The following is a 25,534-nucleotide window of genomic DNA, read 5'->3' as shown; positions in this document are numbered from 1 at the left end:
GGCTTGCCCCGCGATAAGGTCGGTACAGTATTTGAGACCGAGTTGATCTTATCGCGGGGCAAGCCTCGCTCCCACAAGTTCTATGCAATTCCACCGATTGGCGCGATGCCGTCGGATTGGATTTGCCTTCACACCACCGGCTTCAAATCCCGCTTGCGCACGGGCCCTGATCTTTCTTCAATCGCATGCTGCAATGGCTTGCGCAGCCCCATTAGAAAGGCCAGCTCCGCCACTACAAACAACGGCCCGATAATCAGCCCGCTGATGTCATCGATGAATGCCGGTTTGCGGCCTTCGTAATAATGGCCGACGAACTGAATGATCCAGCCCACCACAAACAAAGCCACTCCGGCGCTGAGCCAGACCATGGTCGCCTGTTGCGCGAGGACGGCGCCTGCCCACAGGCAAAGGCCCAGCAGCACGCCCATCAACACGCCGAACTGCCGGTCAAGGCGTAAATAGAAGATCACCGAGGCTACCGCGACCACGGCTGCCGGGGAGAGCCAAAAACCGCCCATTATCCAGCCCGGGCGGGACAGCAGCACCGTGACGGCAACGACGATCAGTGGAATTCCTACAAAGTGTGTCGCGATATTCCGCGAGTCGCGGTGGTAGGCCGCGTATTGACTGAGGTGGTCGGTGAGGGTTTTCATTATTATTCCTCTTTGAGCGATAAACGATTCTGCTACGGTTTCGTTTTTAACGCGATGTGATCAGCAGTAACAGGGAGCAATACATGACAAATGGAGCTGGATGGCGCTCGCGATTAATGAACGACCCTTGGTTCAGTCATCTGCCTGCCGCCTTGCAGGATAGCTTGTTGGACGCTGCTCGCCAGACCCGCAAGACACCGGGTAAATTCCTGTTCGAAAAAGGGGACGAGCCTTGTGGGCTGTATGCGCTGGTAGAAGGTTCTGTTCGCTTCGGCGGTGCTGCCGATCAACGTCTGGTGCCGCGTCTTGAGCGCATCCGCATGCCTTACTGGTTCGGTGAAGTCTCGTTGTTCGACGGCATGCCTCGTCGATTTGATGTCTACTCCATGGAACAGAGCATCTTTCTTCACGTTTCACAGCCGGTGGTCAACGAACTGCTGGAGAAAAACCCTGCTCACTGGCGCCCTTTCGCCGACCTGCTCAGCCAGAAAATGGGCATCAACCTGCTGCGCCCGGAGCGCATCAAATTGCTGCCCGCCAAGGCTCGCGTGGCCTGGCGTTTGTTGATGCTGGCTGAAGGTTATGGTCACCTCAGTCATGCGCGACGTTTGATGAGCTTTGCCGAAATTGATGCGCAGCGCACCGCGGACCTCTCGCCACAAGAGCTGCTTGAAGTATTGCAGGACCTGCATCAACGCAAGATCCTGCGTCTGGTGGACGAGCAGGTGGAAATCTTCGATGTGGTCAAATTACGTAAAGCGGCCAACGCCCTGCGCGCCAAATCGTTATGCTGAAGGCCTGAACAATCGAGGTGATGCATGCGGCTGCTGTTAGTGGAATACGATGCCAGCACGGCGAACGAGCTGGCCGAAGGCTTTGCCGAGTCGGGTTTTACCCTGGACGTGGCGCTCAACGGCCTGGACGGTCGCCATTTCGTTGAAGAGCAACACTACGACCTGATCATTCTCGACGTCATGCTGCCCGGCCTCAATGGCTGGCAACTGTTGCAACTGATCCGTCAGCGCGGCGAAACGCCGGTGTTGTTCCTGACCGCTCCGGATGCCATCGAAGACCGTCTGCGCGGTCTGGAGCTTGGCGTTGATGACTACCTGCTCAAGCCCTTCAGTTACGAAGACTTGCTGGCCCGCGTGCACAAGTTGCTGCGTCGTGGCCCGACAGGCGACGCGGCGAGCATCAGCATTGCTGATCTGGAAATAGACATGACCTTGCAGCGTGTCAGCCGTGGCGGCCAGCGGATTTCCATGGGGGAGAGAGAGTTTGCCTTGTTGCAGCTACTTGCGAGCCGCCAGGGCGAAGTCCTTACCCGCAAGCAAATCGCGGCAGAGATTTTTGATGACGATCCTCGTCCGGTTACCGTCGCCCTCCAGCGCCTACGCTCCAAAATCGACGAACGCTACCTGCCCAAGCTGATTCACGCGGTGGGCGATGACGGCTATCAACTGGCGTTGCTGGACGATGAGGCCTTTGATTTGCGGTGAGGCACTCCTGATTATCTGACTGGAACGCGGTCCTGTGGCAGATCCTGTGTTTGCACTGCGAGCTGATCCAGGTGGGAGCGAATTCATTCGCGAAGAGACCGGTACATCCTCAGCTTATGTATCTCTAGAAATACTGCCTTCCCGAATGAATTCGGTCCCACGGATTCATTATCAATTTGAGATCAAGGCCGGCCTGTGGGAGCGCGTCTTTCACGCAAGCATTCGTGGGATCGGACTGGCAACGTCGTCTATCTGTAACAAATCTTGAGTACCTTCAACCGTGCCCACTGATGGCGGGCACGCATATAGCAGTTTTTATCGGGGTTGTTCCTTAGGCAGGGGACAATCCCTTTTTTTTGCTTTGCATATTCTTTTTGGTTATTGGTTGATAGCTTCTTATTCCTTAACGAATATATGTCGCCTCCTTATACTGCGCTCAATGAATGCACCCCTGCAGGAGGCTGACCCCATGCATAACGAGTCGATCCGCTATTTGATCGTGCCAGGCTGGCAAGGGTCAGGCGATGAGCATTGGCAAACCCATTGGCAGAACAGCCTGCCAAACAGCACGCGCGTTGAACAAGCCGATTGGCTCAAGCCGCGTCGCGAAGACTGGGTGGGCGAGTTGCAACGCAGTATCGCGGCCGACAGTACGCCCGTGATTCTGATTGCTCACAGCCTGGGGTGCATCACCGTTGCGCATTGGGCGCGACTGGCTCCCCTGGAGTCGCTGCGTCAGGTGCAGGGCGCTTTGCTGGTCGCGCCTGCTGACGTCGAGCGGCCTGCCTGCTCGCCTGCGTTGCGCAACTTCGCGCCGATCCCGAAGGATCTGCTGCCATTCCCGACCCAGATTGTCACCTCGGATAACGACGCGGCGGTCAGCACTCAGCGCGCCCTTGAGATGGCGCGCGATTGGGGCGCCGAAACCGGCATTCTCAGCCAGGCCGGGCATATCAATACCAAGTCAGGACATCGCCGCTGGGAACAAGGCTTCGCTTACCTGTACCGCCTGCAGAGCCGAATGGAACAACACGCACGGCGTCGCGCATGAGCTTACGCAGCGCGAGACGTATCGCGCTTGCCTCACCGATCCACTTTGTTTTTTAACGCTTGAGCCGTCGCAAGGCTCGGGCGGGAGTCTGCCATGAGCCTTAACGAAACCTTCGGTCAGCCGTTGTTGACCTTCCCCGATGCCGAAAAAAGCCCGCTTAGCATTCGCGCCAAGGCGTTGGTGTTCATTGATCCGCGTTCGCGCCAACTACGTGAAGAAATGGAGCAACTGGCACCTCGCGCTTTGCCAGTGCTGATTCGTGGCGAGTCCGGCACCGGTAAAGAACTGCTGGCGCGGCACATCCATCGCGGCAGCGACCGCACCGGCTTGTTCGTCTCGGTCAACTGTGGCGCGATCAGCCCGACCTATGCCGACGCCGAACTGTTTGGCTATGCCGCCGGTGCCCACAGTGGTTCGGCCAGCAGCCGCGCAGGGTGGTTTGGTTCAGCCAATGGCGGCACGCTCTATCTGGATGAGATAGGCGACCTGCCGTTACCAATCCAGATCAAGCTGCTGGCCGCTCTGGAAAATCACGAAGTCACCCGCGTCGGCGCGCAACAACCCAGCCCGGTAGACGTGCGGCTGGTCGCCGCCACCAGCATCGATCTGGCTCAGGCCGTTGCTGCTGGCAAATTCCACGAGCGGCTTTTTCACTACCTCAGCGAAGGCCACCTGGAACTGCCGCCTTTGCGCGAGCAGCCGGGCAACATTCTGCCACTGGCCGAGTATTTCCTCGGCATCTATAGCCAGCGCCTGAATCTGGCCGTGCCGCTGATCAGCGACGCAGCGCAGCAAGTACTGGAAGCCCATCACTGGTCAGGTAACACCCGTGAGCTGGAGAACGTCATCCACTTTGCGCTGCTGGTCAGCAGCGGTGATGAGATCTTGCCGGAGCACCTGAACCTGCCTGCCAGCGTCGACCCGCTTGTGCAAGTGGAGCAGCTTGTAGGAAAGCTTCTCCTTGACGCAAAGGTTGAGCAACTCTTTGCACTGCGACGGGTGCTCGAAACGGTTGATTCCCGGTTGAATGATCTCGCTCGCTAGCCCACAACCCCCGGTTCTTCAGCGCCGCATCCTTGGCAGGGATGCGGCGTTTTTTTTGGGGGGTGAAAGGTGGTTGTGGATAGTCCTTCATGACAAGGACCTTTGTCCTACAGAGCGTGGCTCTATATTCCCCTTCTAAAGTAGTGTTTTAACTATTGAAGTTGATGGGGTTAACGATTTTAGAAGGTCGTTTATTTCTATTGATTACATGCGGTAGACAGAGATTTAGAATTGGATGAAGCTGGAATTCAAGACGCGATAAGTCAATTAAGTCAGCGATGTCTTTTGATTGTTTAAGCGTTAAAGTCTGTCGCGAGTTGGTATCTGTCAGCTTTGCGATAGCTTGAGTCCAGCCTTTCAAGGCTAGGTAAACTTCTCTAAGGAACGCCCGCTAGGGTATTAAGGATGATGAGATGATTGATATTAACAACGCTAAAAGCTGGACGGTGCTTGAGGTTTTTTCTCTAACTGTTAGTTCGGGCGCTGATCGGCTATTTGCGAACGGGCTGCAGCAGGTGAGGATCAGAGTGGCTATTCGTGCCGTCGATGCGGAAGGCGAAATCGTTCGATTAAGCAATAAAGAGATGAACAGTCTCGAATTGGTCGATCATTACAGCAGGCAAGCGATTGCGTATACAGAGTCCCCTTCCATCACTCCCGCTGGTCGATGGAGTTGGGGTAACAATCGGGATAGCAGATATCGTTACTTCCCAACCGGACAAACCCGTTCGGCTCAGGAGGAAGATGAAATTGATCTAATGGACATCTCAACCAATAGTAATGTCCAATACAGGGATGTGTATGTCCGCACTAGAGCTGATGCGCCGCTTCATATAGGTGCCAGACTTACCCGGGGAGATCGAGTAATATTTACTACCTCAGAAGACTCTTCAGTAACCTTGACCCCCGTGACCTCTCCCACTTACAGGCCTGGAGACTATAATTTTCAGGCTCTTGAAGTCCAAAGCAATGGGACTATATCGTTCGACTATAGGCCGTTTGGCTTGAATGTGGGGGGAGTCAATATGGAGTTTAGAAGCTTTCACATGGCCTCTCTCGTGAAGTTGGGGAATTCAAATATCATCACGCCAGCCGGATTTACGGGTTTTGCAAGGCCCGGTGAGTACAGTATTAATTACAGCAGTGGCATTGTCATTGGCCCTCAGCAAATACGATCCGGTTATGTAAAGGTCGGTCAGCCAGTTGTGGTGGTATCGCGAGCCCTTGTGGTCCACCCAGGTCAGCTGTCTGCTCCAGTCCGGGAGGCGTCGATAAGCGCCGTTGATATGTATGGTAATAACCACAGAGTTAATGTGCGGTATAAGTCGACCGACAGTCTCAATACTGATCTGGAATTATACTAATCGATTTTCTGTGCCCTGTTTAGCTATCTGGCCTGCGTGTAGAAGTGTTGGTGCTTAACGGGGTGTAGATTAAATCAGTTTGCTACCTAAAGCAGAGGTGCTTTCTCTTGAAGGCACCCCTGTGAGCCAATTGGAATATCCATATGAATGCTTTGTCTTCTTCCATTGCGCACTCGGGTGCGTATAACTTTCTCAGCTTTATAAGTTCGGGTGTCGACCCCAGGACAGGAACTTACAGTTTTAGTTTGTCGCTATCCAATATCCTGGCGAATGCCTTGACTGGCCCTCCGCTGCCTTTGGTTTTAAAGTTCAATGCGCTGCAAACAACTAATCTTGGTTTTGGCGTGGGGTGGGAGATAGCACTTTCTAGTTACAGCCGCAAAATCAGACAACTGAATCTGTCTAGCGGTGCCAGTCATCGGGCTATTTTTTCCGATAACGCCTTTCTGATTACTGACAAGAAGGTCAATGACCTGAAAACCAGTCGGTTGGGTACCGACATAATCGTCGAGCATAAATCGGGCGTGCTAGAGGTTCTCAGTAACCCTGGCTTGAATCGGGACGAATGGCTGGTCTCGAAAATCTATTCTCCTGAGGGGCGGGTTATCCACCTTTCTTACGCGTCGATTGCGGGACGTCGTCTGTTACGCGAGATCAGGGATGAAACCCGGAAGTTATTAGCGGTAGATTTTCGTGACGATTCAGCGCGCGTCCTGGGCATCACTATATGGCCCGACGATTCAGCAGAAAAGCTGGCTTTCAAGTTCCAGCAGGAGAACAACCAACTCACCAAGATAACAATGCTGCTGGACAACAACGCGACTGCGTCTTGGCGTCTGCTCTACCAGATGATCAATGGGCTGAGTCTGATCCGCCGGCTTGAGTTACCAACTGACGCTGTTGAGCAAATAACCTACCAAGCCGGGGCACTGAGGCTCCCTCCGGGAGCGCCAGTCCGGGCCTTGCCTGCGGTAGCGTCGCATGTGATATTTCCGCGCCTGAACCAGGCGCCGATCACGAAGAGATACAGTTACTCTGACCGAAATTATTTCGGATATGGCTCCAATGCTTCGTGGAGCAATGAAAGTGATAGCCTGTATCAAGCCACAGGTAACTATAAGTACGAAGTTAATGAGGATTTGGTTGAAGGCACCGGTACCGATGAACGCCGCGTGCGCAGGACCAAGCGAGCCTACAATCGCTTTCACCTTCTGGTCGAAGAAACAGTTAGTCAGGCCGGCAAAACCGTGAGCAGCGTGACTCACTATCATGAAAGTCCAGGCCTGAGTTTTGCTGACCAGCCCTCTAACTTCTTGCTACCCAAAAAGATCGAAGTATCGTGGTTTGATGCCGTAAATCCAAGCCTCATTCGCAAGGAAACCACGGTGACTGACTACGATGAAATGGGCAACATCCGCAGAAAAGTGTCGCCATCCGGGATTACAGAGGTTTTCGATTATTACTCGCCAGGTGCATCCGATGGCTGTCCGGCGGATGCTTTTGGATCGGAGCGCTGGCTCAAGCGCAAGACATTGATACCCGCAGCTGATTGCGCCCCCGCCCCCACCCTTGTCACGCAATACCGCTACACCGAACTCCCATCAGCCAGCCCCGAGCGGGGAAGCTTTTTGGCACTGGAGCAAGAGTCGTTATTCCAGGGCGGTCAAGTAACGCCACTGGTGACCATCGCCCGACACTACGAAGCCGACCCCCAAAGCAAATTCCTGGGCCGCGTCAAGCGCAGGATCGAGACGGTTGAAGGCAGCAGTACGATTACGGAATATCGCTATGAGTTAAAGGGCGGCACTCTGTGTACGCAAACTACCTTGATGGCCAAGGATCGCACTGTCAGCACCCAATCCGTTTGGCAGAACGTTTTGACCGGGGCAGAAGTAAAAGTGGTCGAGCAGATGGGCGTTGCCCTGGAAACGATCTATGACCGGTTAGGGCGCAAAACCTCTGAGATGCTCGCACCTGAAACCCCCGGCCAGGTTTCCAGAACACACAGCTACCAGTTGGCAAACGCGTTGGCTGACGAGGTATCCACCCTCACCACAGCTCCCAACGGTGCTCAAACGCTGACACGGCTTGACGGGTTGAATCGAAAAATTGCCGTTGAGGTTCAGGACGTCGACGCTGTCGGTCAACCCATGCGTGCCGTTTACAGCGCCAACTACGATGGACTTGGCCAGTTGGCTGAAGAAACCAGCACTGACTGGCTCGACGGCGAAGCTGTTCAATTGAAGACCCGTTACACCTATGACGATTGGGGTAATCGCGTCTCGACCATCGGCCCGGATGGAGTCATCAGTCACGATCGACTCGATCCAGTCACGCTCGTCCAGACTCAGGGTATTGATCAGGCTGGTAAAACGGTCATCACCAAAAACTTGTTTGGTAAAAACGACACGGTCGAACGCTTTGATCGCAAAGGTGTTTCGTGTGGCGCCACAGAGTATCTCTACGATGGCCTCGGGCGATGTGTTCAGCAAATAGATCCTCAAGGACGTACGACCAGGTTTGTGTATGACTTTGCTGATCGCCTGGTTATCACGCAATTGCCCGATGGCACACGGATCAAAAAAGCATTCTTGCGACGTAGTACGGAAGACCTGGCGACCCACATCTGGATCAATGAATATCTGGCAGGCGAGCGCACCTACGACGGCCTGTTGCGAGTGACCAGCATCACGGTCGGTGGACGCACTGAAATCTTCACATACGTGGGTGCTCAGCCAAACCCGGCTACGCATGTCAAAGCCAGCGGTAAAGTCATTTCCTATCAATATGACCCGTCACTGAATAATCAGATGACTGAGCGCAGCGTTGCCGGTGACAGCAATCTCGCCGCCAGCTTCCGCTACGACAATGCTCACGCGAAATTGATTCAGGCCTCCTGCCCGGGTAACGAGCAGCAGCGCATTTACCTGCCGTCCGGCAAGCTGCAAAACGACCAGATAACTGAAGCTCAGGGCACACTGGATGCCACGCATCGCACCTCGCTTAAAGGCTTGCCACTGGAATATGTAGATGCAGCGGGCGTTAAACACATCACCCACTATGACGCGCTGTGTCGGATTGCCAAGGTCGTGAGGGGGGCTGTCACAGCGGACTACAGCTATGACTCATTCGGGCGTGTCAGCAAAATCGAAACGGTCGACAGCCAAAGTAAACGCACACTTGTCACGCAGCTTGAATACGACGACTTTGGCCGTGAGGTGCGTCGGGTGCTGACGGTTGACTCCAGTCAGCCGGAAGAACTGTCCCAACAATTTGACAATAAAGACAAGCTCGTCAGACGCATCTTGCAGCGCGGAAGCACCGTGCTGCGTGATGAGCAATTTGCCTATGACTCTCGCGGTCGTCTGGAACACTACGAGTGCACCGGCCTGCATTTACCGGTGGATGCGGCGGGTAAAGAGATTCTTGTACAGGACTACCTGTTCGACGAACTGGATAACGTCCGCCAGTTGAAAACCGTGTTCACAGGTGGCGAGAACATCGCTACTTATGAATATGAAAACTTCGACAAAACCCAATTAAGCCGCGTTCGCCATAGCCATCCGGACTATGCCGGGCAACAGGCCAAATTTTCTTACGACCGAGACGGTAACCAGCTCAATGATGAGCGCGGTCGTAGCCTGAGCTATGACGGCCTGGGCCGTCTGGAATCGGTCTCGGAGGCACAAGCATGAATCAGTTGATCAGTTATCGCTACGACGCCCTGGATCGCTTGATTGGCGTAGAGCCAGCGGGCGCTCCCGCCAGTACGCGAGTTTATCGGGATGGCCGCATTGCCACGCAATTGGAGGGCGCAAAGCAGCATAGCCTGATGGAGTCGGGTGGCCATGTTTTGGCGCAGTCGACCCACTCAGGTAGCACGGTAGTCAACAGCCTGCTGGGCTGCGATCAGCAGGGCAGCGTTTTGCAGTCAGTCACGGGCAATCAGATAAAGCGCAGTGTCTACACCCCTTATGGCGGCAGTGCCGTCGAAGGCGGGCTGCAAAGCTTGCTGGGCTTTAACGGTGAGCAACCCGACCCGGTGACCGGTTGCTATTTGCTGGGCAATGGTTATCGGGCTTACAACCCGGTGCTGATGCGGTTTCATAGCCCCGACACGATGAGCCCATTTGATTCAGGGGGCATAAACCCTTATGCCTATTGTGTGGGCGATCCGGTCAACATGACTGACCCCACTGGGCACTTCTCTTTCAAGAGTTTGTTTAAAGCCTTTGTGGGCATCGCGATCTCCGTTGCCGCCATCGCTCTCACTGCCGCGACACTTGGAGCCAGTGCACCGTTGACCGGGCCGGTGATATTCATGGCGACGCTTAGTGTTGCTGCTGACGTTATCCAGATTACTGGCGAGCTGGTGTCTCTGGCTGCATCTGATTCCAAAGCTGGAGATATTTTAGGTTATGTGGGACTTGGCTTGGGGCTGGCAGGCCTTTCAGGTTCTTCAGTGGCGAGTTTTGCGGCCAGACGAGGTAGCCAAACTGCGGCGCGTTTTGTCAGTAAAGGAGCCGGTGCCGCTGCAACTGCGCGTCAAGGAGCGATTAGAGTGAATAACGCGAAGGCGATCCAAGGCTTTGGCGGCGCTGCACGACTGGGTAAAGGTGCAAGGAATACTGTAGCGCTCCAGAACCGTTTTCAGATGGCCACGAAGTTGTCCGGGTATCTGAACATCGCGGATTACTCATTTGAAGCTATCGACTTCATCGATGATCTGGCCGGCGGTAATAACGACCCCGCTGGCGCAGGTGATCCCCAGCGTTCCACCACCCTTGACTCATTCTTGCGCGGCGATCCGGAGCAAAGCGCTTCAGGGCTAGGGCAAACCAATATCAAACCAGGCGACTTCCTGACTGCTGATCAGGATCGGATGCAGGCGCTACGAGAGTTTTGATTTGTGCTCGACGGCTGGAGCGCTCCAGTCGGATAGCTACAAAAGGCATAACTACTTGATAAAAAAGTATTGTATTGGAATAAAAAATATCGGTAATGTCCGCTCCACGCCCCCGACCGCGCCAGCAGTCGGGGGCAACTCATTGAAGAGCTGTCGTACAGACCGACCTCGATTTTCTCTAAGGACATTGCATGAAAAAGACATTGCTGTTGACCGCTCTGGCGGCCGTATTTTCGGTAAGCGTGGCTCAAGCAGCCGAGAAACTGGTGGTCGGCGCTACGCCGGTTCCTCACGCGGAAATTCTCGAACTGATCAAGCCTGACCTCGCTAAAGAAGGCGTGGATCTGGAAATCAAGGTGTTCACCGACTACGTGCAGCCAAACGTGCAACTCAATGAAAAACGTCTGGACGCCAACTACTTCCAGACCAAGCCTTACCTCGATGGCTTCAACAAAGGCAAAGGCGCAACGCTGGTGACCGGTGTTGGCGTACACGTTGAACCGTTCGGTGGCTACTCCAACAAGTACAAGAACATCGCTGACCTGCCAGAAGGCGCAACCGTCGCCATCCCTAACGAAGGCAGCAACGCCGGTCGTGCCCTGCTGCTGTTGCAGAAAAATGGCCTGATCACACTGAAAAACCCGACCGACGCACTGGCGACTCCGAAAGACATCGCCACCAACCCGAAGAAGCTCAAGTTCCGCGAGCTGGAATCGGCCGTACTGCCACGCGCACTGGGCCAGGTTGATCTGGCGCTGATCAACACCAACTACGCGCTGGAAGCGAAGCTGAACCCGAAAAAAGACGCGTTGATCATCGAAGGCGCTGATTCGCCTTACGTGAACTTCCTGGTGACCCGTTCCGATAACGCTCACACCGACGCTATCGAAAAACTGTCCAAGGCCCTGACCAGCCAGAAAGTTAAAGACTTCATCAACAAGAAGTACGAAGGCGCGGTACTGCCAGCGTTCTGATCGCTGAGCTGAACACGAAATACCCAACGCCGACGCTGGCAACAGCGTCGGCGTTTTTGTGCGTGGGTTATCGCGCCGGGCACAAATCCCTGTGGGAGTGGTCCCGGTATCCCTGACACCGCGCTGTCGCGCAGCAAACGGGTGACCTGTAGGAGCCAACTTGTTGGCGAGACGTCGGACCCGCATCGTCAGAAATTCCGCTTCGCCAACAAGTTAGCTCCTACAAGGTCCGCGTTTCAAATCCATTATTGGAGTGATGTTTGATAGGAGCGAGGCTTGCCCGCGATAAAGGCACCGCAGATATCAGGTCTACCGCGTTCAGCCTTATCGCGGGCAAGCCTCGCTCCCACAGGGATTGGCGCCAAACCCTGCGTCTCAAATACCCCTAGCTCAATCCGGACTATCCATATGCAATAACGATATTTAAATTTCGATTCTTATACCTATAAAGTCGTGGCTCATTACCACCAGTCTTCTGGAGTCCGAGCCATGTCGTCAGCGTCTCTCGCGTCATCACCCGTTCAAGCTGCATCTCAACAGTTTGAAGTGCGTCCGTTCGCCGCTAACGTGGGCGCAGAGATCCTCGGGCTCGACCTGTCCCGACCGCTGAATGACGCCGACTTCGCTCGCGTACATCGCGCGCATCTGGATTACCACGTCGTGGTGTTCCGCGATCAGCAGATCACCCCGCAACAGCAGATCGACTTCAGCCGCCGTTTTGGCGTGTTGCAGATCCACGTGCTCAAACAGTTCCTGCTCGCCAACCACCCGGAAATCCTCATCGTTTCCAACATTGTGGAAAACGGTCAGCCGCTGGGCCTGGGCGACGCGGGCAAGTATTGGCACTCCGATCTTTCCTACAAGGAGCTGCCAAGCCTCGGCTCGATGCTCTACGCGCAAGAACTGCCAAGCGAAGGCGGCGACACCTTGTTCGCCAACATGCACCTGGCCTGGGACACCTTGCCTGAGCATTTGCGCAAAGCTGTTGAAGGCCGCTCTGCCGTGCACAGCTACACCTCGCGCTACCGAGACGGGCACAACGCTCAAAACTGGCGGCCAACCCTGACTCCCGAGCAACTGGCGCAAGTAGTTGTGGTCAGCCATCCGATCGTGCGCACACACCCTGAAAACGGTCGCAAAGCATTGTTTGTCAGCGAAGGCTTCACCACGCATATCGTCGGTCTGCCGGAAGACGAGAGTCAGCAGATTCTCAACGAACTTTACGCGCACAGCGTTCGGCCAGAAGGGGTTTATCGCCACAAGTGGGCACCCAACGACATGGTCTTCTGGGACAACCGCTCGCTTATCCACCTGGCGGGCGGCACGCCTGACCATCTGCGTCGCCGCCTGCATCGCACGACCATCCAGGGCGATGCGCCGTTCTAATACCGGGAGCTTTTAATGACTGTTCTGCAAAGCCACACGGCTAGCGCAAACTCGCTTGCGCAACAGGTCGATCAGCCCGCTGCTGAAGCCCTGCTGCAAGTCCAGAATGTAAGCCTCGAATACCGCACGCCCGAGCGTGTGGTGCGGGCGACTCATCAAGTCAGCTTTGAAGTGGATCCGGCGGATCGCTTCGTATTGCTCGGCCCTTCGGGATGCGGCAAATCCACCTTGCTCAAGGCTGTGGCCGGTTTCATCAAACCCAGCGAAGGGCAGATTCGTCTGGCGGGTACTGAAGTGCATGAGCCGGGCCCGGACCGCATCGTGGTGTTCCAGGAGTTCGACCAACTGCCGCCCTGGAAAACCGTTATCGAAAACGTGATTTTCCCGCTGCTGGCCTCGCGCACGTTGAAGCGCAAGGAAGCACTGGAGCGCGCGCATTACTACCTGGCGAAAGTCGGTTTGAGCGCGTTTGCAGATGCTTATCCGCACACCTTGTCGGGTGGCATGAAAGCCCGTGTGGCGATTGCCCGCGCCTTGGCAATGCAACCGAAAATCCTGCTCATGGATGAGCCGTTCGCTGCTCTTGACGCTTTGACCCGTCGCAAGATGCAGGAAGAGCTGCTGGAGCTGTGGGAAGAAGTGCGCTTCACCCTCCTGTTCGTCACGCACTCCATTGAAGAAGCACTGGTTGTGGGCAACCGCATCCTTTTGCTGTCGCCGCATCCGGGCCGCGTTCGCGCTGAAATCAACAGCCATCAATACGACCTGAAAAGCCTCGGCGGCGTTGGTTTTCAGCACACCGCCCAGCGTATTCACCGGCTGCTGTTCGATGAAGGCGAAGAGCAGGCGGTCGACCGCGAGCTGAACTTCCAAGACATCCGGATCGCTTATTAATTTACGCCTGCTGGCGCTGTTCCCTGTGGGAGCCGGGCTTGCCCGCGATAAGGCTGGATGCGGTTTATTTTAGATCGCGTGGACCTTATCGCGGGCAAGCCCAGCTCCCACAGGAGAACAGGGCCAGCAGATACCAAGAGAACACACCCATGAGCCTGTCCCCCCCAATCCGTGAAGAATACGAAGTCACGCTGGAGCCTTTCACACAGGAAGACCTGGCCCGTGACATTCCGTTGGTGCAACGCATCTGGCAAGTGAGCTGGGTGCGTAAAACTGTGATCCTGATCGTGCTGGCCATCCTTTGGGAAGTCGCCGCGCGGATTCAGAACAACGACCTGTTGCTGCCCAGCTTCCTGCAGACCGCTGCTGCGTTTTATGACGGCATCCTGTCTGGCGAGCTGATCAGCAAAGTCTGGATTTCCCTGACCGTGCTCATTCAGGGCTACTTGATCGGCATTGTGCTGGCCTTTGCCCTGACCACCCTGGCGGTATCGACGCAATTGGGTCGTGACCTGCTCGGCACCCTGACCGCGATGTTCAACCCGCTGCCCGCCATTGCATTGCTGCCACTGGCGCTGCTGTGGTTTGGCCTGGGTCAGAACAGTCTGATTTTCGTGCTGGTGCACTCGGTGCTGTGGGCGTTGGCGCTCAATACCTATGCGGGCTTTCTGGGTGTTTCGGAAACCCAGCGCATGGCCGGTCGCAACTACGGCCTCAAAGGCCTGCGCTTTGTCTGGCACATCCTGATCCCGGCTGCGCTGCCGTCGATTCTTGCGGGCCTGAAAATCGGCTGGGCATTTGCCTGGCGGACCCTGATCGCGGCCGAACTGGTGTTCGGCGCATCGTCCGGCAAAGGCGGCCTGGGCTGGTACATCTTCCAGAACCGCAACGAGCTGTACACCGACAAAGTTTTTGCTGGTCTGGCTGCCGTCATCATGATCGGTCTGCTGGTGGAAAACCTGCTGTTCGCCAACGTCGAGCGCCTGACCGTCAAGCGCTGGGGTATGCAGCGATAGATGAGTTGGAACATTGCTTCTGTGGGAGCTGGGCTTGCCCGCGATAAGGTCCACGCGATCTAAATTGAACCGCGTCCAGCCTTATCGCGAGCAAGCTCTGCTCCCACAGATATCAACAACATTTTTGATGTGGGGTTTCAAATGGCAATTCCTTTCAAGCGCTCAGCCATCATCGCGCTCGCCGCAACCATCGGCCTGCTCAGCGGCGGCGCACAGGCCGAAGGCAAGATCAGCATCGCTCAGCAATTCGGGATCGGTTACCTGATTCTGGACGTGGTCCGTGATCAAAAACTGATCGAAAAGCACGGTAAAGAGCAGGGTATCGACATCAAGGTCGACTGGAATAGCATTTCCGGCGCGACAGCCATGAACGAAGCGCTGCTGGCTGGCGCGCTGGACGTGGTGTCCGCAGGCGTACCGCCGATGCTGACCATCTGGGACCGCACCAAGGGCAAACAGAACGTCAAAGCCATCGCGTCGCTGGGCTCAATGCCCAATTACCTGCTGACCAACAACCCGAACGTGAAAACCCTCAAGGACTTCACCGACAAAGACCGCATCGCCGTGCCAGCCGCAGGCGTGGGTTTCCAGTCGCGCACCTTGCAGATCGAAACTGCCAAAGAGTTCGGTAACGAGAACTTCAAGAAATTCGACAACATCTCGGTAAGCCTGCCGCACCCGGACGCGACCTCTGCGTTGATCTCGGGCGGCTCCGAAATCAATTCGCACTTCTCCAGCCCGCCGTTCCAGTATCAGGCGCTGGAAAACAAGAACGTGCATAAAGTGCTGAGTTCGTACGACGTGCTGGGCGGTCAGGCGACGTTCAACGTGCTGTACACCACCGAGAAATTCCACGACGAAAATCCGAAAACCTACAAAGCGTTTTATGACGCACTGGCTGAAGCGGAGAAGATCATCAAAGCCGACAAGCCTGCTGCTGCCCAGACCTACATCCGCGTAGAGCAATCCAAGCTGGCACTGCCATTTGTAGAGAAGATTGTTTCCGATCCGGAAATCGACTTCACCATCACTCCGCAGCGCACCTTTATTTATGCTGAAAAACTGCAAGAGCTGGGCGTGCTGAAAAACAAAGCGGCGAGCTGGAAGGATTACTTCTTCGAAGAAGCTCATGGTGGTGCGGGTAGCTGATGGAATAGCACATCTACCGGCATGCGCTGATCCTGTGGGAGCTGGGCTTGCCCGCGATAAGAACACCTCGGTTTGCAGATACATCACCGATACCTTATCGCGGGCAAGCCCAGCTCCCACAAGGAAACTCGTTCCGGCTGGACAATTTTGTAACTTCACCTAACGAAAAACCCGTCTTTGAAGGCCCTTTCCTGCGGCCGTTTCCCTTTCTTCTGTGTGAAGTTTCCTAGAAAATCCTGAGCCCTTGCGCGTGCCAAATTCGGACACTAGGCTGCTTCCGTCACTGACTTATCAGTGATCGGGTTTAGCAGCCTGTCTGGATTGCGTAACGTGCAATTACCGCTTTATGGCGGCTTTGCGTGGGGCACTTTCGAGTGCGCCGGATGCTTGCGTATGTCCACCGGTCTGCTAACCCGCGACAAAGCCGCCACCCTTTATTCGTTTAGCAGCGAACATCCGGTGGCCTAACCGGATATACGCAAATGAAAAAAGTAACGCCAGATCCACCGCTGCCAACCCTCGAAGAATCGCTGCTGCACGTCAGCGACCTACTGCGCTGCGCAGCCGCCACTGCCTACGAAACCGGCGACACCCTCAACGGCCCGAAACGCGACCTGGCCTTCTCGGTCGTCCACCTGATCGCCATGGCCAAGGCCGAACTTGACCGCTCACTGGAACGCGTCGAACCCCGCTGAAGCCCGCATAACAACTCAATCCTGAGGCCGAAACGCTATCTCTGTGGGAGCTGGGCTTGCCCGCGATAAAGGCACCGCAGTTATCAGGTCAACCGCGTCCAGCCTTATCGCCGCCAAGCCCAGCTCCCACAAGTTCTGCGGATCCCGCGACACGCATGCACTCTGTGACAGTCGAGCTTGCTTGCGATACGAGCGCCACAGAGATCAGTCATGCCTATCTCCCACGTCTAGACCGCAAGCCCCGCTGTCTCAATCCGGCCAATGCCACGCCGGTGCATCCAGCATCCCTTGCCCGACGATCCCGGTTTGCCCCAACACCTTTTCAAGCTCGATCGCGTTGCATTCCGGGCTTTGCTCCAGTGCGGCGATCAATCGGCTGGCATGGGATACCACCCAAACCTGACAGTGTTGCGAAGCTTTGATAATCAAACGCGCCAGCGCGGGCAGCAGGTCAGGGTGCAGGCTGGTTTCCGGTTCGTTGAGCACCATCATGGTGGGCGGTCGCGGGGTGAGCAGGGCGGCGATCAGCAGCAGGTAGCGCAGCGTGCCGTCGGACAATTCTGATGCCGACAACGGGCGCAACAAACCTTCCTGATAAAACTCCACAGCGAAATGCCCGTCGACTACCGTGTTGATTTCCAGGCGAGCGCCAGGGAACGCATCGCTGATGGCGGCATGCAGCGCTTCGGGCTCGCCAATCTCCAGAATAGTTTGCAAGGCTGCGGCCAGATCGCGGCCATCGTGATGCAGCACCGGGGTGCGGGTGCCCAGTTGCGGGCGGCGTGCCGGGGCTTCTGCATCGGTGCGAAAGTGGTCGTAGAAGCGCCAGCCACGGATGGTTTCCCGCAATTTCAGTACTTCCGGGCAGGTGCGCATATTGCCCACCTGATCGAACAGGCTGTCGAACTCCGGTGTGTGTTGCGCCAGTACGTCCCATTCGCGACCAGCCCTGGCGCGAATCATCGGCCCGCTGCGTTGCACCAATAAACTCGCCTGACGAAACAGCGGGCCGGCCCAAATGCATTCCTTCTTGATTTCAGGGTCCAGTGAGAACGCGCTGGACTTTATCTCCGGCAGCCCCAAAGAAATCGCATAACTGAAATCCTCTCCGGCGAAACCCAGACGTAATCGTTTGACCTGCTGCTTTGGGCCACCCTGTACTTCAACCTCGCCCCGGAGCATGCGTCTGGAGATTTTTTCCGGCCCTGCCCAGAAAGTCGACGACAGCCCACCCTCGCGCGCCAAGGCATTGATGACCCCGCCTTGCGCAGTTTCAGCCAACAACCGAAGGGCCCGGTAAAGATTGGACTTACCGCTGCCATTGGGGCCGGTAATGACATTAAGACGCTCAAGCGGCACGATCAGGTTGTTGATCGACCGGTAATTAGCGACCGCGAGAGTTTTAAGCATGGCTGCTACCTTGCCGGTGAGAAGAAGGGAGTTTAACCAGATCGCTTGGCGAATGATGAGCCAAGCGGCATGCACGGATACCTGAATCCAGCGCAGTCATTGTCTCCCTCCCCAAAACGGATCCTGAAACCAGTCAATCGGGAAACCCATTGCATGGAGATCAATTTCAGGGTGCGCATCCATTAGCTCGTGCAACCGTCTGTCCCAGTTCGTATGAGGACTAACTTGAAACATCAAAATATTAATGATGCACAGGATCATAAACACTCGGGCATGTGACCCCGTTTGCTGCAGGTGCTGGGGCCATAAAAACATGGCCGTTTTGGGGAGCTCGGGCCGGATACCAAGTTCACGATTCCAAAGTCTTGCATGGTGAGCGCAGACGTTGCGGATAGCGGTCAAACTGTGCAGCCAGGACTGCAGCAACGGGCTTGGTAGCGCCAGATTTCGGGCGATGGCTTTCTTGTCCGAGTCACGAGCCAAGCCTTTAAAAAGGTGCGACAGATCGCCAAAGGTTATTTCTTCCATGGCCGCCCATGCAGGCATCAGGTCTGGCTCACAGTAAGTAAGGGCGTAGTGACGCGGGTAGCTTTCTTTGCTGCGCAATTTCTTTAAGTGGCTCTTACGCGACTTGGATGCGTTGGACCGATCAATGCGCTGGCATTCACGCTCGTAGTCACGTCTAGCTTCGGTCTGTTTGCGTCTGATGTTGTCGAGTAGGGCGCTGTGACGATATCCACGCTGGAAAAAAAGCGGGTTCAGATACCAATGGGACCCGTAGCGTGGCCCCATGTGGTTACTGATGACTGAGCGGATAGCGACTTCGATCCGCTCGATGGCATCAATTACCAATAGGCGTAGCCTGCGATCAAATTCATACAGACGAGTGAGATCCCGCAAGCTGGCGCCGGGCCGAAAGCCGTGTTCCACGTCATCAGTGACCTGGAAGGGACGCATATAAGGGGAAAAGCGGAAAAAGCTCACAGACGCCAGAAAGCAGCGTGCCTCGCTTTCGTCCTGAATCAGTAATCCGCGCATTTTCAGCAGGGACAATTGCTCGTCCACAGTGATGGCGGCCTTGCTAAAGAGCCTCACGGTGAGAAACTGGCGGGCATAAAAAACCCGCTCGATTTGTGCTTAGCTGCAGAGGCAGCCATAGGCATGGCGGGTGTGTTACTGGAAAGGTTATGGAGCATCGACCAGTTTTGCAAGGCTTTGATGAAATCGTTGCGGGCAGGAACGACATGCTACGGATATACCCGTGAAAACAGCGGTACATATGTCTATTTGAATTCGGCAAACGCTATTTCATCTTTTGCATGCCCCGCTTAATGCCCACTCACCTGCAACCAATCACGCACCTCAAGGAACCCTGATCTACGCTTAGAGTCGCATAGTCACGGCGCCACCCACTGTTTACAGCGAGGCACGCGCACGGCATCCGCATAAGGAGTCTGCATGCCCGCTTTCCCCCCAAGATTGGCGTTGTTTGGCCTGACATTGTCGCTGGCGATTCTGACCGGCTGCGGCGAGGAAAAACCTGCTGACGCCAACCTGCCACGTGTCTATGTACAAGAAGTCGCAAGCATCGATTACGCCGCTCAGGTTGCATTGACCGGTGACGTTCAGGCCCGGGTGCAGACTCAGCTTTCATTCCGCGTGGGCGGCAAGATCATTCAGCGAATGGTGGATGTGGGTGATCGGGTCACGGCCAGGCAAGTGCTGGCGCGACTTGATCCCAAAGACTTGCAGACCAACGTCGATTCCGCCGTGGCGGCTGTCGCCGCCGAGCAAGCGCGGGTGACGCAGACCCGTGCTGCGTTCGTGCGACAGGAAAAACTGCTGCCCAAGGGCTATACCAGCCGCAGCGAATACGATTCCGCGCAGGCCGCATTGCGCAGCAGCCAGAGCGCGCTCAATGCTGCGCAAGCTCAGCTGGCCAGTGCCCGTGAGCAATTGAGTTACACCGCGTTGGTCGCCGACGCGCCTGGTGTGATTACTGAGCGTCAGGCGGAAGTCGGGCAAGTGGTACAGGCCACCGTGCCGATTTTCAGCCTGGCCCGGGATGGGGAGCGTGACGCGGTATTCAACGTCTATGAGTCACTGTTCGCCCAGGCATCCGGTGATGAACCGGTGGTGGTGACGCTGCTCGATAACCCGCAAATCAAAACGGTCGGCAAAGTCCGTGAAGTGACCCCCGCCGTGTCAGCCGAAACCGGCACCGTACAAGTAAAAATCGGCCTCCAGAAATTACCCGCTGGCATGGACCTCGGCTCGGTGGTCAGCGGGGCGTTGACCACGCCGGGCAAGGCCAGTGTCGAACTACCGTGGGCTGCGCTGACCAAGGGGTTGGGCGATCAATTGGGCAAGCCGGCAGTGTGGGTAGTGGACGATCAAGGCAAAGCCAATTTGCGCGCCGTCACAGTCGGCCGTTACCTGACCGCCAAAGTCATCATCACCGATGGCTTGAAGTCTGGTGAGAAAGTGGTGGTCGCCGGGGGGCAGTTGTTGCACCCCGACATGCACGTGGAAATCGCCGCCAGTGAACAGCAGAAACCCGCGAAGGTGCAGCCATGAAGCGTTTGTCGTGGTTGTTATTGCTGCCGCTGTTGAGCGCGTGCAGTAAGGAAGAGCCAGCGCCGGAGCCAGTGCGCCCCGTGCTGCATGTCGAAGCGAAGGCGATTTCTGAGGAAAGCCTTGGACGTTTTGCGGGCAACATTGAAGCGCGTTATGAAAGCACCCTCGGTTTCCGGGTCGCTGGGCGAATCGCTCAACGCAGTGTCGACGTCGGCAGTGAAGTCGCCCAAGGCGCATTGCTTGCCACTCTGGACCCCACCGACCAGCAGAATAATGTGCGCGCTCGCCAAGGTGATCTGGCGCGCATTCAAGCGCAGTGGATCAACGCCCAAGCCAATGCTCGTCGCCAACAGGAGTTGTTTGACAGGGGCGTGGGTGCCCAGGCACAACTGGACATCGCTCAGACCGATCTTAAAACCACCAGCTCATCACTCGAGCAGGCGCGCGCAGCACTGAGCCAGGCTCAGGATCAGTTGGGGTACAGCGAGTTACGCTCCGATCACGCTGCCGTCGTTACGCGCTGGCAGGTTGAAGCCGGTCAGGTTGTCACCGCCGGGCAAGAGGTCGTGACCCTGGCTCGCCCGGACGTCAAAGAAGCGGTAATCGATTTGCCCGGATCCCTGGCTGACCAGTTGCCCCAAGGTGTCGAGTTCAAGGTCGCCAGCCAGCTTGATCCGCAGATCAATACCACCGCGACGCTGCGCGAGATTGAACCGCAAGCCGAGCGCACCACCCGCACCCGCCGTGCTCGACTGACCCTGAAAGAGACGCCGGAAGCTTTCAGGCTGGGTACTGCTATCAGCGTCAGCCTGAGTTCGGCTATTGCTTCGCGCACTGAGCTACCGATCAATGCGCTGCAGGAAGTGGATGGCAAGGCGCAGGTGTGGATCATCGACAGGCAAAACCAGACGGTTAATCCTCGCGCTGTGAACGTCATCAGCCGTACGGGCGACAGTTTTGTATTGAATAACGGGATCAAACCCGGCGAGTGGGTGGTGAGTGCCGGGGTCAACAGCCTCAAGCCGGGCCAGAAAGTTAAAGTCGATGAGGAAAGCCCGCGATGAAAGGGAGTTTTAACCTGTCCGAATGGGCCATCAAGCATCAGTCTTTTGTCTGGTACCTGATGTTCGTTGCGCTGTTGATGGGCGTCTTTTCCTACATGAATCTTGGCCGTGAGGAGGATCCGTCCTTCACGATCAAAACCATGGTCGTACAAACCCGCTGGCCGGGTGCGACGGTGGATGAAACCCTTGAGCAAGTCACCGACCGCATCGAGAAGAAACTCGAAGAACTGGACTCGCTGGACTACGTGAAAAGCTACACGCGTCCCGGTGAGTCCACGATCATGATTTTCCTGCACGACACCACCTCTGCGAAGGACATTCCGGAGATCTGGTATCAGGTGCGCAAGAAGATTGACGACATCCGCGCACAATTCCCGCAAGGCACCCAAGGGCCGTTTTACAACGACGAATTCGGTGATGTTTACGGGTCGATTTACGCATTTACGGCGGATGGTTTTTCCATGCGTCAGTTGCGTGATTACGTAGAGCAAGTCCGTACGGAAATCCGCGAAGTGCCTGGGCTGGGCAAGGTCGAAATGATCGGCCAGCAGGACGAAGTGGTGTACCTGAATTTTTCTACCCGCAAGCTCGCGGCACTGGGCCTGGATCAAAGCCAGGTGGTGCAAAGCCTGCAATCGCAAAACGCGGTCACGCCAGCGGGGGTGATCGAAGCCGGGCCGGAGCGAATTTCGGTGCGGACCTCGGGGCAGTTTGCGTCGGAAAAAGATCTGGCTGAGGTCAACCTGCGTCTCAATGATCGCTTCTATCGTTTGAGTGATATCGCCGACATCACGCGCGGCTATGTCGACCCACCGAAACCGATGTTCCGCTTCAACGGCAAGCCCGCCATCGGCCTGGCCATTGCGATGAAGAAGGGCGGCAACATTCAGTCATTCGGCAAGGCGCTGCATGAGCGCATGGACGCCGCCACGGCCAATCTGCCGGTGGGCGTTGGCGTGCACAACGTCTCGGATCAGGCCGAAGTGGTCGAGAAGGCGGTCGGCGGCTTCACCAGCGCGCTGTTCGAGGCGGTCGTGATCGTGTTGATCGTCAGCTTTGTCAGCCTGGGCGTGCGTGCTGGATTGGTGGTCGCTTGCTCGATCCCGTTGGTGCTGGCCATGGTCTTTGTGTTCATGGAATACAGCGGCATCACCATGCAACGGATTTCCCTCGGCGCGTTGATCATTGCTCTCGGCCTGCTGGTGGACGACGCGATGATCACGGTGGAGATGATGGTTACGCGCCTGGAAATGGGCGAAACCAAGGAGCAGGCGGCGACTTACGCCTACACCTCGACGGCCTTTCCGATGCTGACCGGTACGCTGGTGACCGTCGCCGGGTTCGTGCCCATTGGCCTCAATGCCAGCTCGGCGGGGGAGTACACCTTCACGCTGTTTGCGGTGATTGCCGTGGCGATGCTGGTGTCGTGGGTGGTTGCGGTGTTGTTCGCACCGGTAATTGGCGTGCATATCCTGAGCGCCAACATCAAGAAGAAGGACGAGAAAGAGAAGGAAGGGCGCATTGCCCGCGGTTTCAACAACAGCATGTTCTGGGCGATGCGGCATCGCTGGATCACCCTCATTTTCACCATCCTGATGTTTGTGGCGGCGGTGTTCTCCATGCAGTTTGTGCAGAACCAGTTCTTCCCGTCTTCAGACCGGCCAGAAGTTCTCGTCGACCTGAACCTGCCGCAAAACGCTTCGATCAACGAAACCCGCAAGGTCGTGGACCGCTTTGAAGCGACGTTGAAGGACGATCCGGACATTGAGCGCTGGAGCACGTATATCGGTCAGGGCGCTCTGCGCTTCTATCTGCCGCTAGACCAGCAACTGGAAAATCCGTACTACGCGCAGTTGGTGATCGTCAGCAAGAGCCTTGAGCAGCGTGCCGATCTGACCGACCGTCTCAACAAGCGTCTGCGCGAAGAGTTTGTCGGCATTGGCAGCTTTGTTCAGCCGCTGGAAATGGGGCCGCCGGTGGGGCGTCCGCTGCAGTATCGGGTGAGCGGTGAAAACATCGACAAGGTGCGCCAGCACGCCATCGAACTGGCCACACTGTTGGACGCCAATCCACATGTTGGCGAGTTGATTTACGACTGGAACGAGCCGGGCAAGGTCCTGCGCATCGACATCAACCAGGACAAGGCGCGTCAGTTGGGCTTGTCGTCTGAGGACGTGGCCAAGCTGATGAACAGCATCGTCAGCGGCTCGCCGGTGACTCAGGTGCGTGATGATATTTACCTGATCGATGTGGTTGGACGCGCTGAGGACGCGGAGCGCGGGTCGCCGGAAACCTTGCAGAACCTGCAAATTGTGACGCCGGGCGGCACGTCGATTCCATTGCTGGCGTTTGCGACGGTGCGTTATGAACTGGAGCAACCGTTGGTATGGCGTCGTGACCGCAAGCCGACTATCACGGTTAAAGCAGCGGTAGCGGATGACATGCAGCCAACGGATCTGGTCAAGCAGCTCAAACCTGAGATCGACAAGTTCGCTGCAGGTTTACCGGCGGGCTACAAGGTTGCTACTGGCGGCACCGTTGAAGAGAGTGGCAAGGCTCAAGGCCCCATTGCCAGTGTCGTGCCGCTGATGATCTTCCTGATGGCGACGTTCCTGATGATTCAACTGCACAGTGTGCAGAAGATGTTCCTGGTCGCCAGCGTTGCACCTTTGGGCTTGATTGGCGTGGTGTTGGCGCTGATCCCGACGGGTACGCCCATGGGCTTTGTGGCGATCCTTGGGATACTGGCGCTGATCGGGATCATCATCCGTAACTCGGTGATTCTGGTGACGCAGATCGACGCGTATGAACGCGACGGCTACCTACCATGGGATGCCGTGGCCGAAGCCACCCAGCATCGCCGTCGCCCAATCCTGCTGACCGCAGCAGCCGCCAGCCTGGGCATGATCCCCATCGCCCGCGAAGTATTCTGGGGCCCGATGGCCTACGCCATGATCGGCGGCATCATCATCGCGACCTTGCTGACGCTGCTGTTTTTGCCAGCGCTGTATGTGGCGTGGTATCGGATTAAGGAGCCGAGTGATGCGGAGCGGGAGCAGGCTGAGAAGGGTGGTGAACCAGCGCCTTCGAGTTAAATTCTTCGCGGGCAAGCCCAGCTCCCACAGGAAGTTGCATTCTCAGGCTGGAAAGCACTGTGAATGTGGGAGCTGGGCTTGCCCGCGATACAGGCGACTCATTGTTGAGTCAGACACATCCAGCCAATTAATCCAGAGCAGCAGATCACCCCGCGTGACCTACCTTTTGAGTTCCCCTAAAGCTCAAAGGCAATGGAATGCGATCTCTTCATCAATCTCGACAGTTGCGCATTGGTCGCCACAGTGAAAAGGGCCGGATCTATCTAATCACTTGCAACACTAAAGACCGTCAACCGATCTTTGGTGACTGGCGAGTAGGTCGTCTTGCTGCAAAGCAGTTCGTTTTGGCCGAGCGTGATGGCTTGGCTCGTTCTTTGGCCTGGGTAGTGATGCCTGATCACTTTCACTGGTTGCTGGAGCTCAAGAGTGGTTCGCTGAGCCGAATGGTTGCGCGTACCAAATCACGCGCCTGCGTGGTTGTGAATGCTGCCCAAGGCCGAACCGGAAGTATCTGGCAGCGCGGCTTTCATGATCATGCGGTTCGGCAAGAGGACGATTTGAAGGGTTTGGCCCGGTATCTGATCCTGAACCCTGTAAGAGCGGGACTGGCCGACCGGGTGGGGGACTATCCGCTTTGGGATGCTGCGTGGATTTAACCTGGCCTTAGATCGAGTCGAGGCCATCGCGAGCAAGCTCTGCTCCTATCAAACATCACTCCAATAATGGATTTGAAACGCGGACCTTGTAGGAGCTAACT

20 protein-coding genes are annotated in these 25,534 nt (G+C 56.2%); 17 read left to right on the top strand and 3 right to left on the bottom strand.

Features of this window, described 5'->3' with window-relative positions:
- Positions 1-128: 128 nt before the first annotated feature.
- Entirely contained in the window at positions 129-653 is a 525-nt protein-coding gene (locus RX972_RS26585) for a DUF962 domain-containing protein (RefSeq protein WP_316879915.1), read from the bottom strand.
- A gap of 83 nt (positions 654-736) precedes the next feature.
- On the opposite strand from RX972_RS26585, the gene RX972_RS26580 reads away from it, so the two are divergent.
- From RX972_RS26580 to RX972_RS26520, 13 genes are all read left to right on the top strand, one after another.
- Complete coding sequence (locus tag RX972_RS26580; RefSeq protein ID WP_263269642.1) at positions 737-1,447, top strand: Crp/Fnr family transcriptional regulator; 711 nt, start codon at positions 737-739, stop codon at positions 1,445-1,447.
- A 24-nt stretch (positions 1,448-1,471) separates the two neighbouring features.
- On the top strand, positions 1,472-2,152 hold the full coding sequence (locus tag RX972_RS26575) for a response regulator (RefSeq protein ID WP_027901114.1): 681 nt from the start codon (positions 1,472-1,474) through the stop codon (positions 2,150-2,152).
- 469 nt (positions 2,153-2,621) lie between these two features.
- Positions 2,622-3,203 (top strand): alpha/beta hydrolase, encoded by a 582-nt coding sequence (locus RX972_RS26570; protein ID WP_027901115.1) that lies wholly within the window; start codon positions 2,622-2,624, stop codon positions 3,201-3,203.
- Positions 3,204-3,296: 93 nt separating this feature from the next.
- Entirely contained in the window at positions 3,297-4,247 is a 951-nt protein-coding gene (locus RX972_RS26565) for a sigma 54-interacting transcriptional regulator (RefSeq protein WP_316879912.1), read from the top strand.
- A gap of 413 nt (positions 4,248-4,660) precedes the next feature.
- Entirely contained in the window at positions 4,661-5,611 is a 951-nt protein-coding gene (locus RX972_RS26560; RefSeq protein ID WP_316879910.1) for a hypothetical protein, read from the top strand.
- 143 nt (positions 5,612-5,754) lie between these two features.
- Positions 5,755-9,306 (top strand): hypothetical protein, encoded by a 3,552-nt coding sequence (locus tag RX972_RS26555; RefSeq protein ID WP_316879908.1) that lies wholly within the window; start codon positions 5,755-5,757, stop codon positions 9,304-9,306.
- A complete protein-coding gene (locus RX972_RS26550) occupies positions 9,303-10,517 on the top strand; it encodes an RHS repeat-associated core domain-containing protein (protein WP_231676518.1) in 1,215 nt (404 codons plus the stop codon). Before RX972_RS26555 ends, RX972_RS26550 begins: the two co-directional genes overlap by 4 nt.
- 191 nt (positions 10,518-10,708) lie before the next feature.
- A complete protein-coding gene (locus RX972_RS26545) occupies positions 10,709-11,491 on the top strand; it encodes a MetQ/NlpA family ABC transporter substrate-binding protein (RefSeq protein ID WP_231676515.1) in 783 nt (260 codons plus the stop codon).
- A 489-nt stretch (positions 11,492-11,980) separates the two neighbouring features.
- A complete protein-coding gene (locus RX972_RS26540; protein ID WP_122705931.1) occupies positions 11,981-12,877 on the top strand; it encodes a TauD/TfdA dioxygenase family protein in 897 nt (298 codons plus the stop codon).
- A gap of 15 nt (positions 12,878-12,892) precedes the next feature.
- A complete protein-coding gene (locus RX972_RS26535) occupies positions 12,893-13,771 on the top strand; it encodes an ABC transporter ATP-binding protein (protein WP_027898470.1) in 879 nt (292 codons plus the stop codon).
- Positions 13,772-13,920: 149 nt separating this feature from the next.
- Entirely contained in the window at positions 13,921-14,787 is an 867-nt protein-coding gene (locus RX972_RS26530) for an ABC transporter permease (RefSeq protein WP_122397556.1), read from the top strand.
- A 141-nt stretch (positions 14,788-14,928) separates the two neighbouring features.
- A complete protein-coding gene (locus RX972_RS26525) occupies positions 14,929-15,936 on the top strand; it encodes an ABC transporter substrate-binding protein (protein WP_099269193.1) in 1,008 nt (335 codons plus the stop codon).
- A 482-nt stretch (positions 15,937-16,418) separates the two neighbouring features.
- A complete protein-coding gene (locus tag RX972_RS26520; protein WP_231667332.1) occupies positions 16,419-16,631 on the top strand; it encodes a DUF6124 family protein in 213 nt (70 codons plus the stop codon).
- 249 nt (positions 16,632-16,880) lie between these two features.
- Here the strand turns inward: RX972_RS26520 and RX972_RS26515 are convergent, their stop codons facing one another.
- Complete coding sequence (locus RX972_RS26515; RefSeq protein WP_316879900.1) at positions 16,881-18,041, bottom strand: AAA family ATPase; 1,161 nt, start codon at positions 18,039-18,041, stop codon at positions 16,881-16,883.
- Between the two features lie 96 nt (positions 18,042-18,137).
- Entirely contained in the window at positions 18,138-19,136 is a 999-nt protein-coding gene (locus RX972_RS26510; RefSeq protein WP_255878985.1) for an Abi family protein, read from the bottom strand.
- 363 nt (positions 19,137-19,499) lie between these two features.
- Between RX972_RS26510 and RX972_RS26505 the strand changes: the two genes are divergently transcribed.
- The 4 genes from RX972_RS26505 (at position 19,500) to RX972_RS26490 (ending at position 25,433) form a co-directional block, all read left to right on the top strand.
- Positions 19,500-20,618, top strand: a complete 1,119-nt coding sequence (locus RX972_RS26505; RefSeq protein ID WP_027899914.1) for an efflux RND transporter periplasmic adaptor subunit — start codon at positions 19,500-19,502, stop codon at positions 20,616-20,618.
- Positions 20,615-21,682: an efflux RND transporter periplasmic adaptor subunit gene (locus RX972_RS26500; protein WP_255878987.1), complete on the top strand. Its 1,068-nt coding sequence runs from the start codon at positions 20,615-20,617 to the stop codon at positions 21,680-21,682. The genes RX972_RS26505 and RX972_RS26500 overlap by 4 nt, the downstream gene beginning before the upstream one ends.
- A complete protein-coding gene (locus RX972_RS26495) occupies positions 21,679-24,777 on the top strand; it encodes an efflux RND transporter permease subunit (protein WP_231676495.1) in 3,099 nt (1,032 codons plus the stop codon). Before RX972_RS26500 ends, RX972_RS26495 begins: the two co-directional genes overlap by 4 nt.
- Positions 24,778-24,974: 197 nt before the next feature.
- A complete protein-coding gene (locus tag RX972_RS26490; RefSeq protein WP_316879893.1) occupies positions 24,975-25,433 on the top strand; it encodes an REP-associated tyrosine transposase in 459 nt (152 codons plus the stop codon).
- The last annotated feature ends 101 nt before the right edge of the window (positions 25,434-25,534 follow it).

The organism is Pseudomonas syringae group sp. J309-1, assembly GCF_032582135.1.
GTDB lineage: Bacteria > Pseudomonadota > Gammaproteobacteria > Pseudomonadales > Pseudomonadaceae > Aquipseudomonas > Aquipseudomonas quasicaspiana.
Note: the sequence above shows the minus strand (reverse complement) of the source record. Positions and strands in the feature narration are given on the sequence as shown.

What these genes read in the sequence shown, in the direction of transcription:
- RX972_RS26495 (WP_231676495.1), top strand. Translation starts at nt 21,679, where the DNA reads ATGAAAGGGAGTTTTAACCTGTCCGAATGGGCCATCAAGCATCAGTCT.
- RX972_RS26540 (WP_122705931.1), top strand. Translation starts at nt 11,981, where the DNA reads ATGTCGTCAGCGTCTCTCGCGTCATCACCCGTTCAAGCTGCATCTCAA.
- RX972_RS26580 (WP_263269642.1), top strand. Translation starts at nt 737, where the DNA reads ATGACAAATGGAGCTGGATGGCGCTCGCGATTAATGAACGACCCTTGG.
- RX972_RS26530 (WP_122397556.1), top strand. Translation starts at nt 13,921, where the DNA reads ATGAGCCTGTCCCCCCCAATCCGTGAAGAATACGAAGTCACGCTGGAG.
- RX972_RS26500 (WP_255878987.1), top strand. Translation starts at nt 20,615, where the DNA reads ATGAAGCGTTTGTCGTGGTTGTTATTGCTGCCGCTGTTGAGCGCGTGC.
- RX972_RS26490 (WP_316879893.1), top strand. Translation starts at nt 24,975, where the DNA reads ATGCGATCTCTTCATCAATCTCGACAGTTGCGCATTGGTCGCCACAGT.
- RX972_RS26560 (WP_316879910.1), top strand. Translation starts at nt 4,661, where the DNA reads ATGATTGATATTAACAACGCTAAAAGCTGGACGGTGCTTGAGGTTTTT.
- RX972_RS26525 (WP_099269193.1), top strand. Translation starts at nt 14,929, where the DNA reads ATGGCAATTCCTTTCAAGCGCTCAGCCATCATCGCGCTCGCCGCAACC.
- RX972_RS26515 (WP_316879900.1), bottom strand. Translation starts at nt 18,041, where the DNA reads ATGCTTAAAACTCTCGCGGTCGCTAATTACCGGTCGATCAACAACCTG.
- RX972_RS26575 (WP_027901114.1), top strand. Translation starts at nt 1,472, where the DNA reads ATGCGGCTGCTGTTAGTGGAATACGATGCCAGCACGGCGAACGAGCTG.
- RX972_RS26555 (WP_316879908.1), top strand. Translation starts at nt 5,755, where the DNA reads ATGAATGCTTTGTCTTCTTCCATTGCGCACTCGGGTGCGTATAACTTT.
- RX972_RS26565 (WP_316879912.1), top strand. Translation starts at nt 3,297, where the DNA reads ATGAGCCTTAACGAAACCTTCGGTCAGCCGTTGTTGACCTTCCCCGAT.
- RX972_RS26585 (WP_316879915.1), bottom strand. Translation starts at nt 653, where the DNA reads ATGAAAACCCTCACCGACCACCTCAGTCAATACGCGGCCTACCACCGC.
- RX972_RS26570 (WP_027901115.1), top strand. Translation starts at nt 2,622, where the DNA reads ATGCATAACGAGTCGATCCGCTATTTGATCGTGCCAGGCTGGCAAGGG.
- RX972_RS26545 (WP_231676515.1), top strand. Translation starts at nt 10,709, where the DNA reads ATGAAAAAGACATTGCTGTTGACCGCTCTGGCGGCCGTATTTTCGGTA.
- RX972_RS26520 (WP_231667332.1), top strand. Translation starts at nt 16,419, where the DNA reads ATGAAAAAAGTAACGCCAGATCCACCGCTGCCAACCCTCGAAGAATCG.
- RX972_RS26550 (WP_231676518.1), top strand. Translation starts at nt 9,303, where the DNA reads ATGAATCAGTTGATCAGTTATCGCTACGACGCCCTGGATCGCTTGATT.
- RX972_RS26505 (WP_027899914.1), top strand. Translation starts at nt 19,500, where the DNA reads ATGCCCGCTTTCCCCCCAAGATTGGCGTTGTTTGGCCTGACATTGTCG.
- RX972_RS26535 (WP_027898470.1), top strand. Translation starts at nt 12,893, where the DNA reads ATGACTGTTCTGCAAAGCCACACGGCTAGCGCAAACTCGCTTGCGCAA.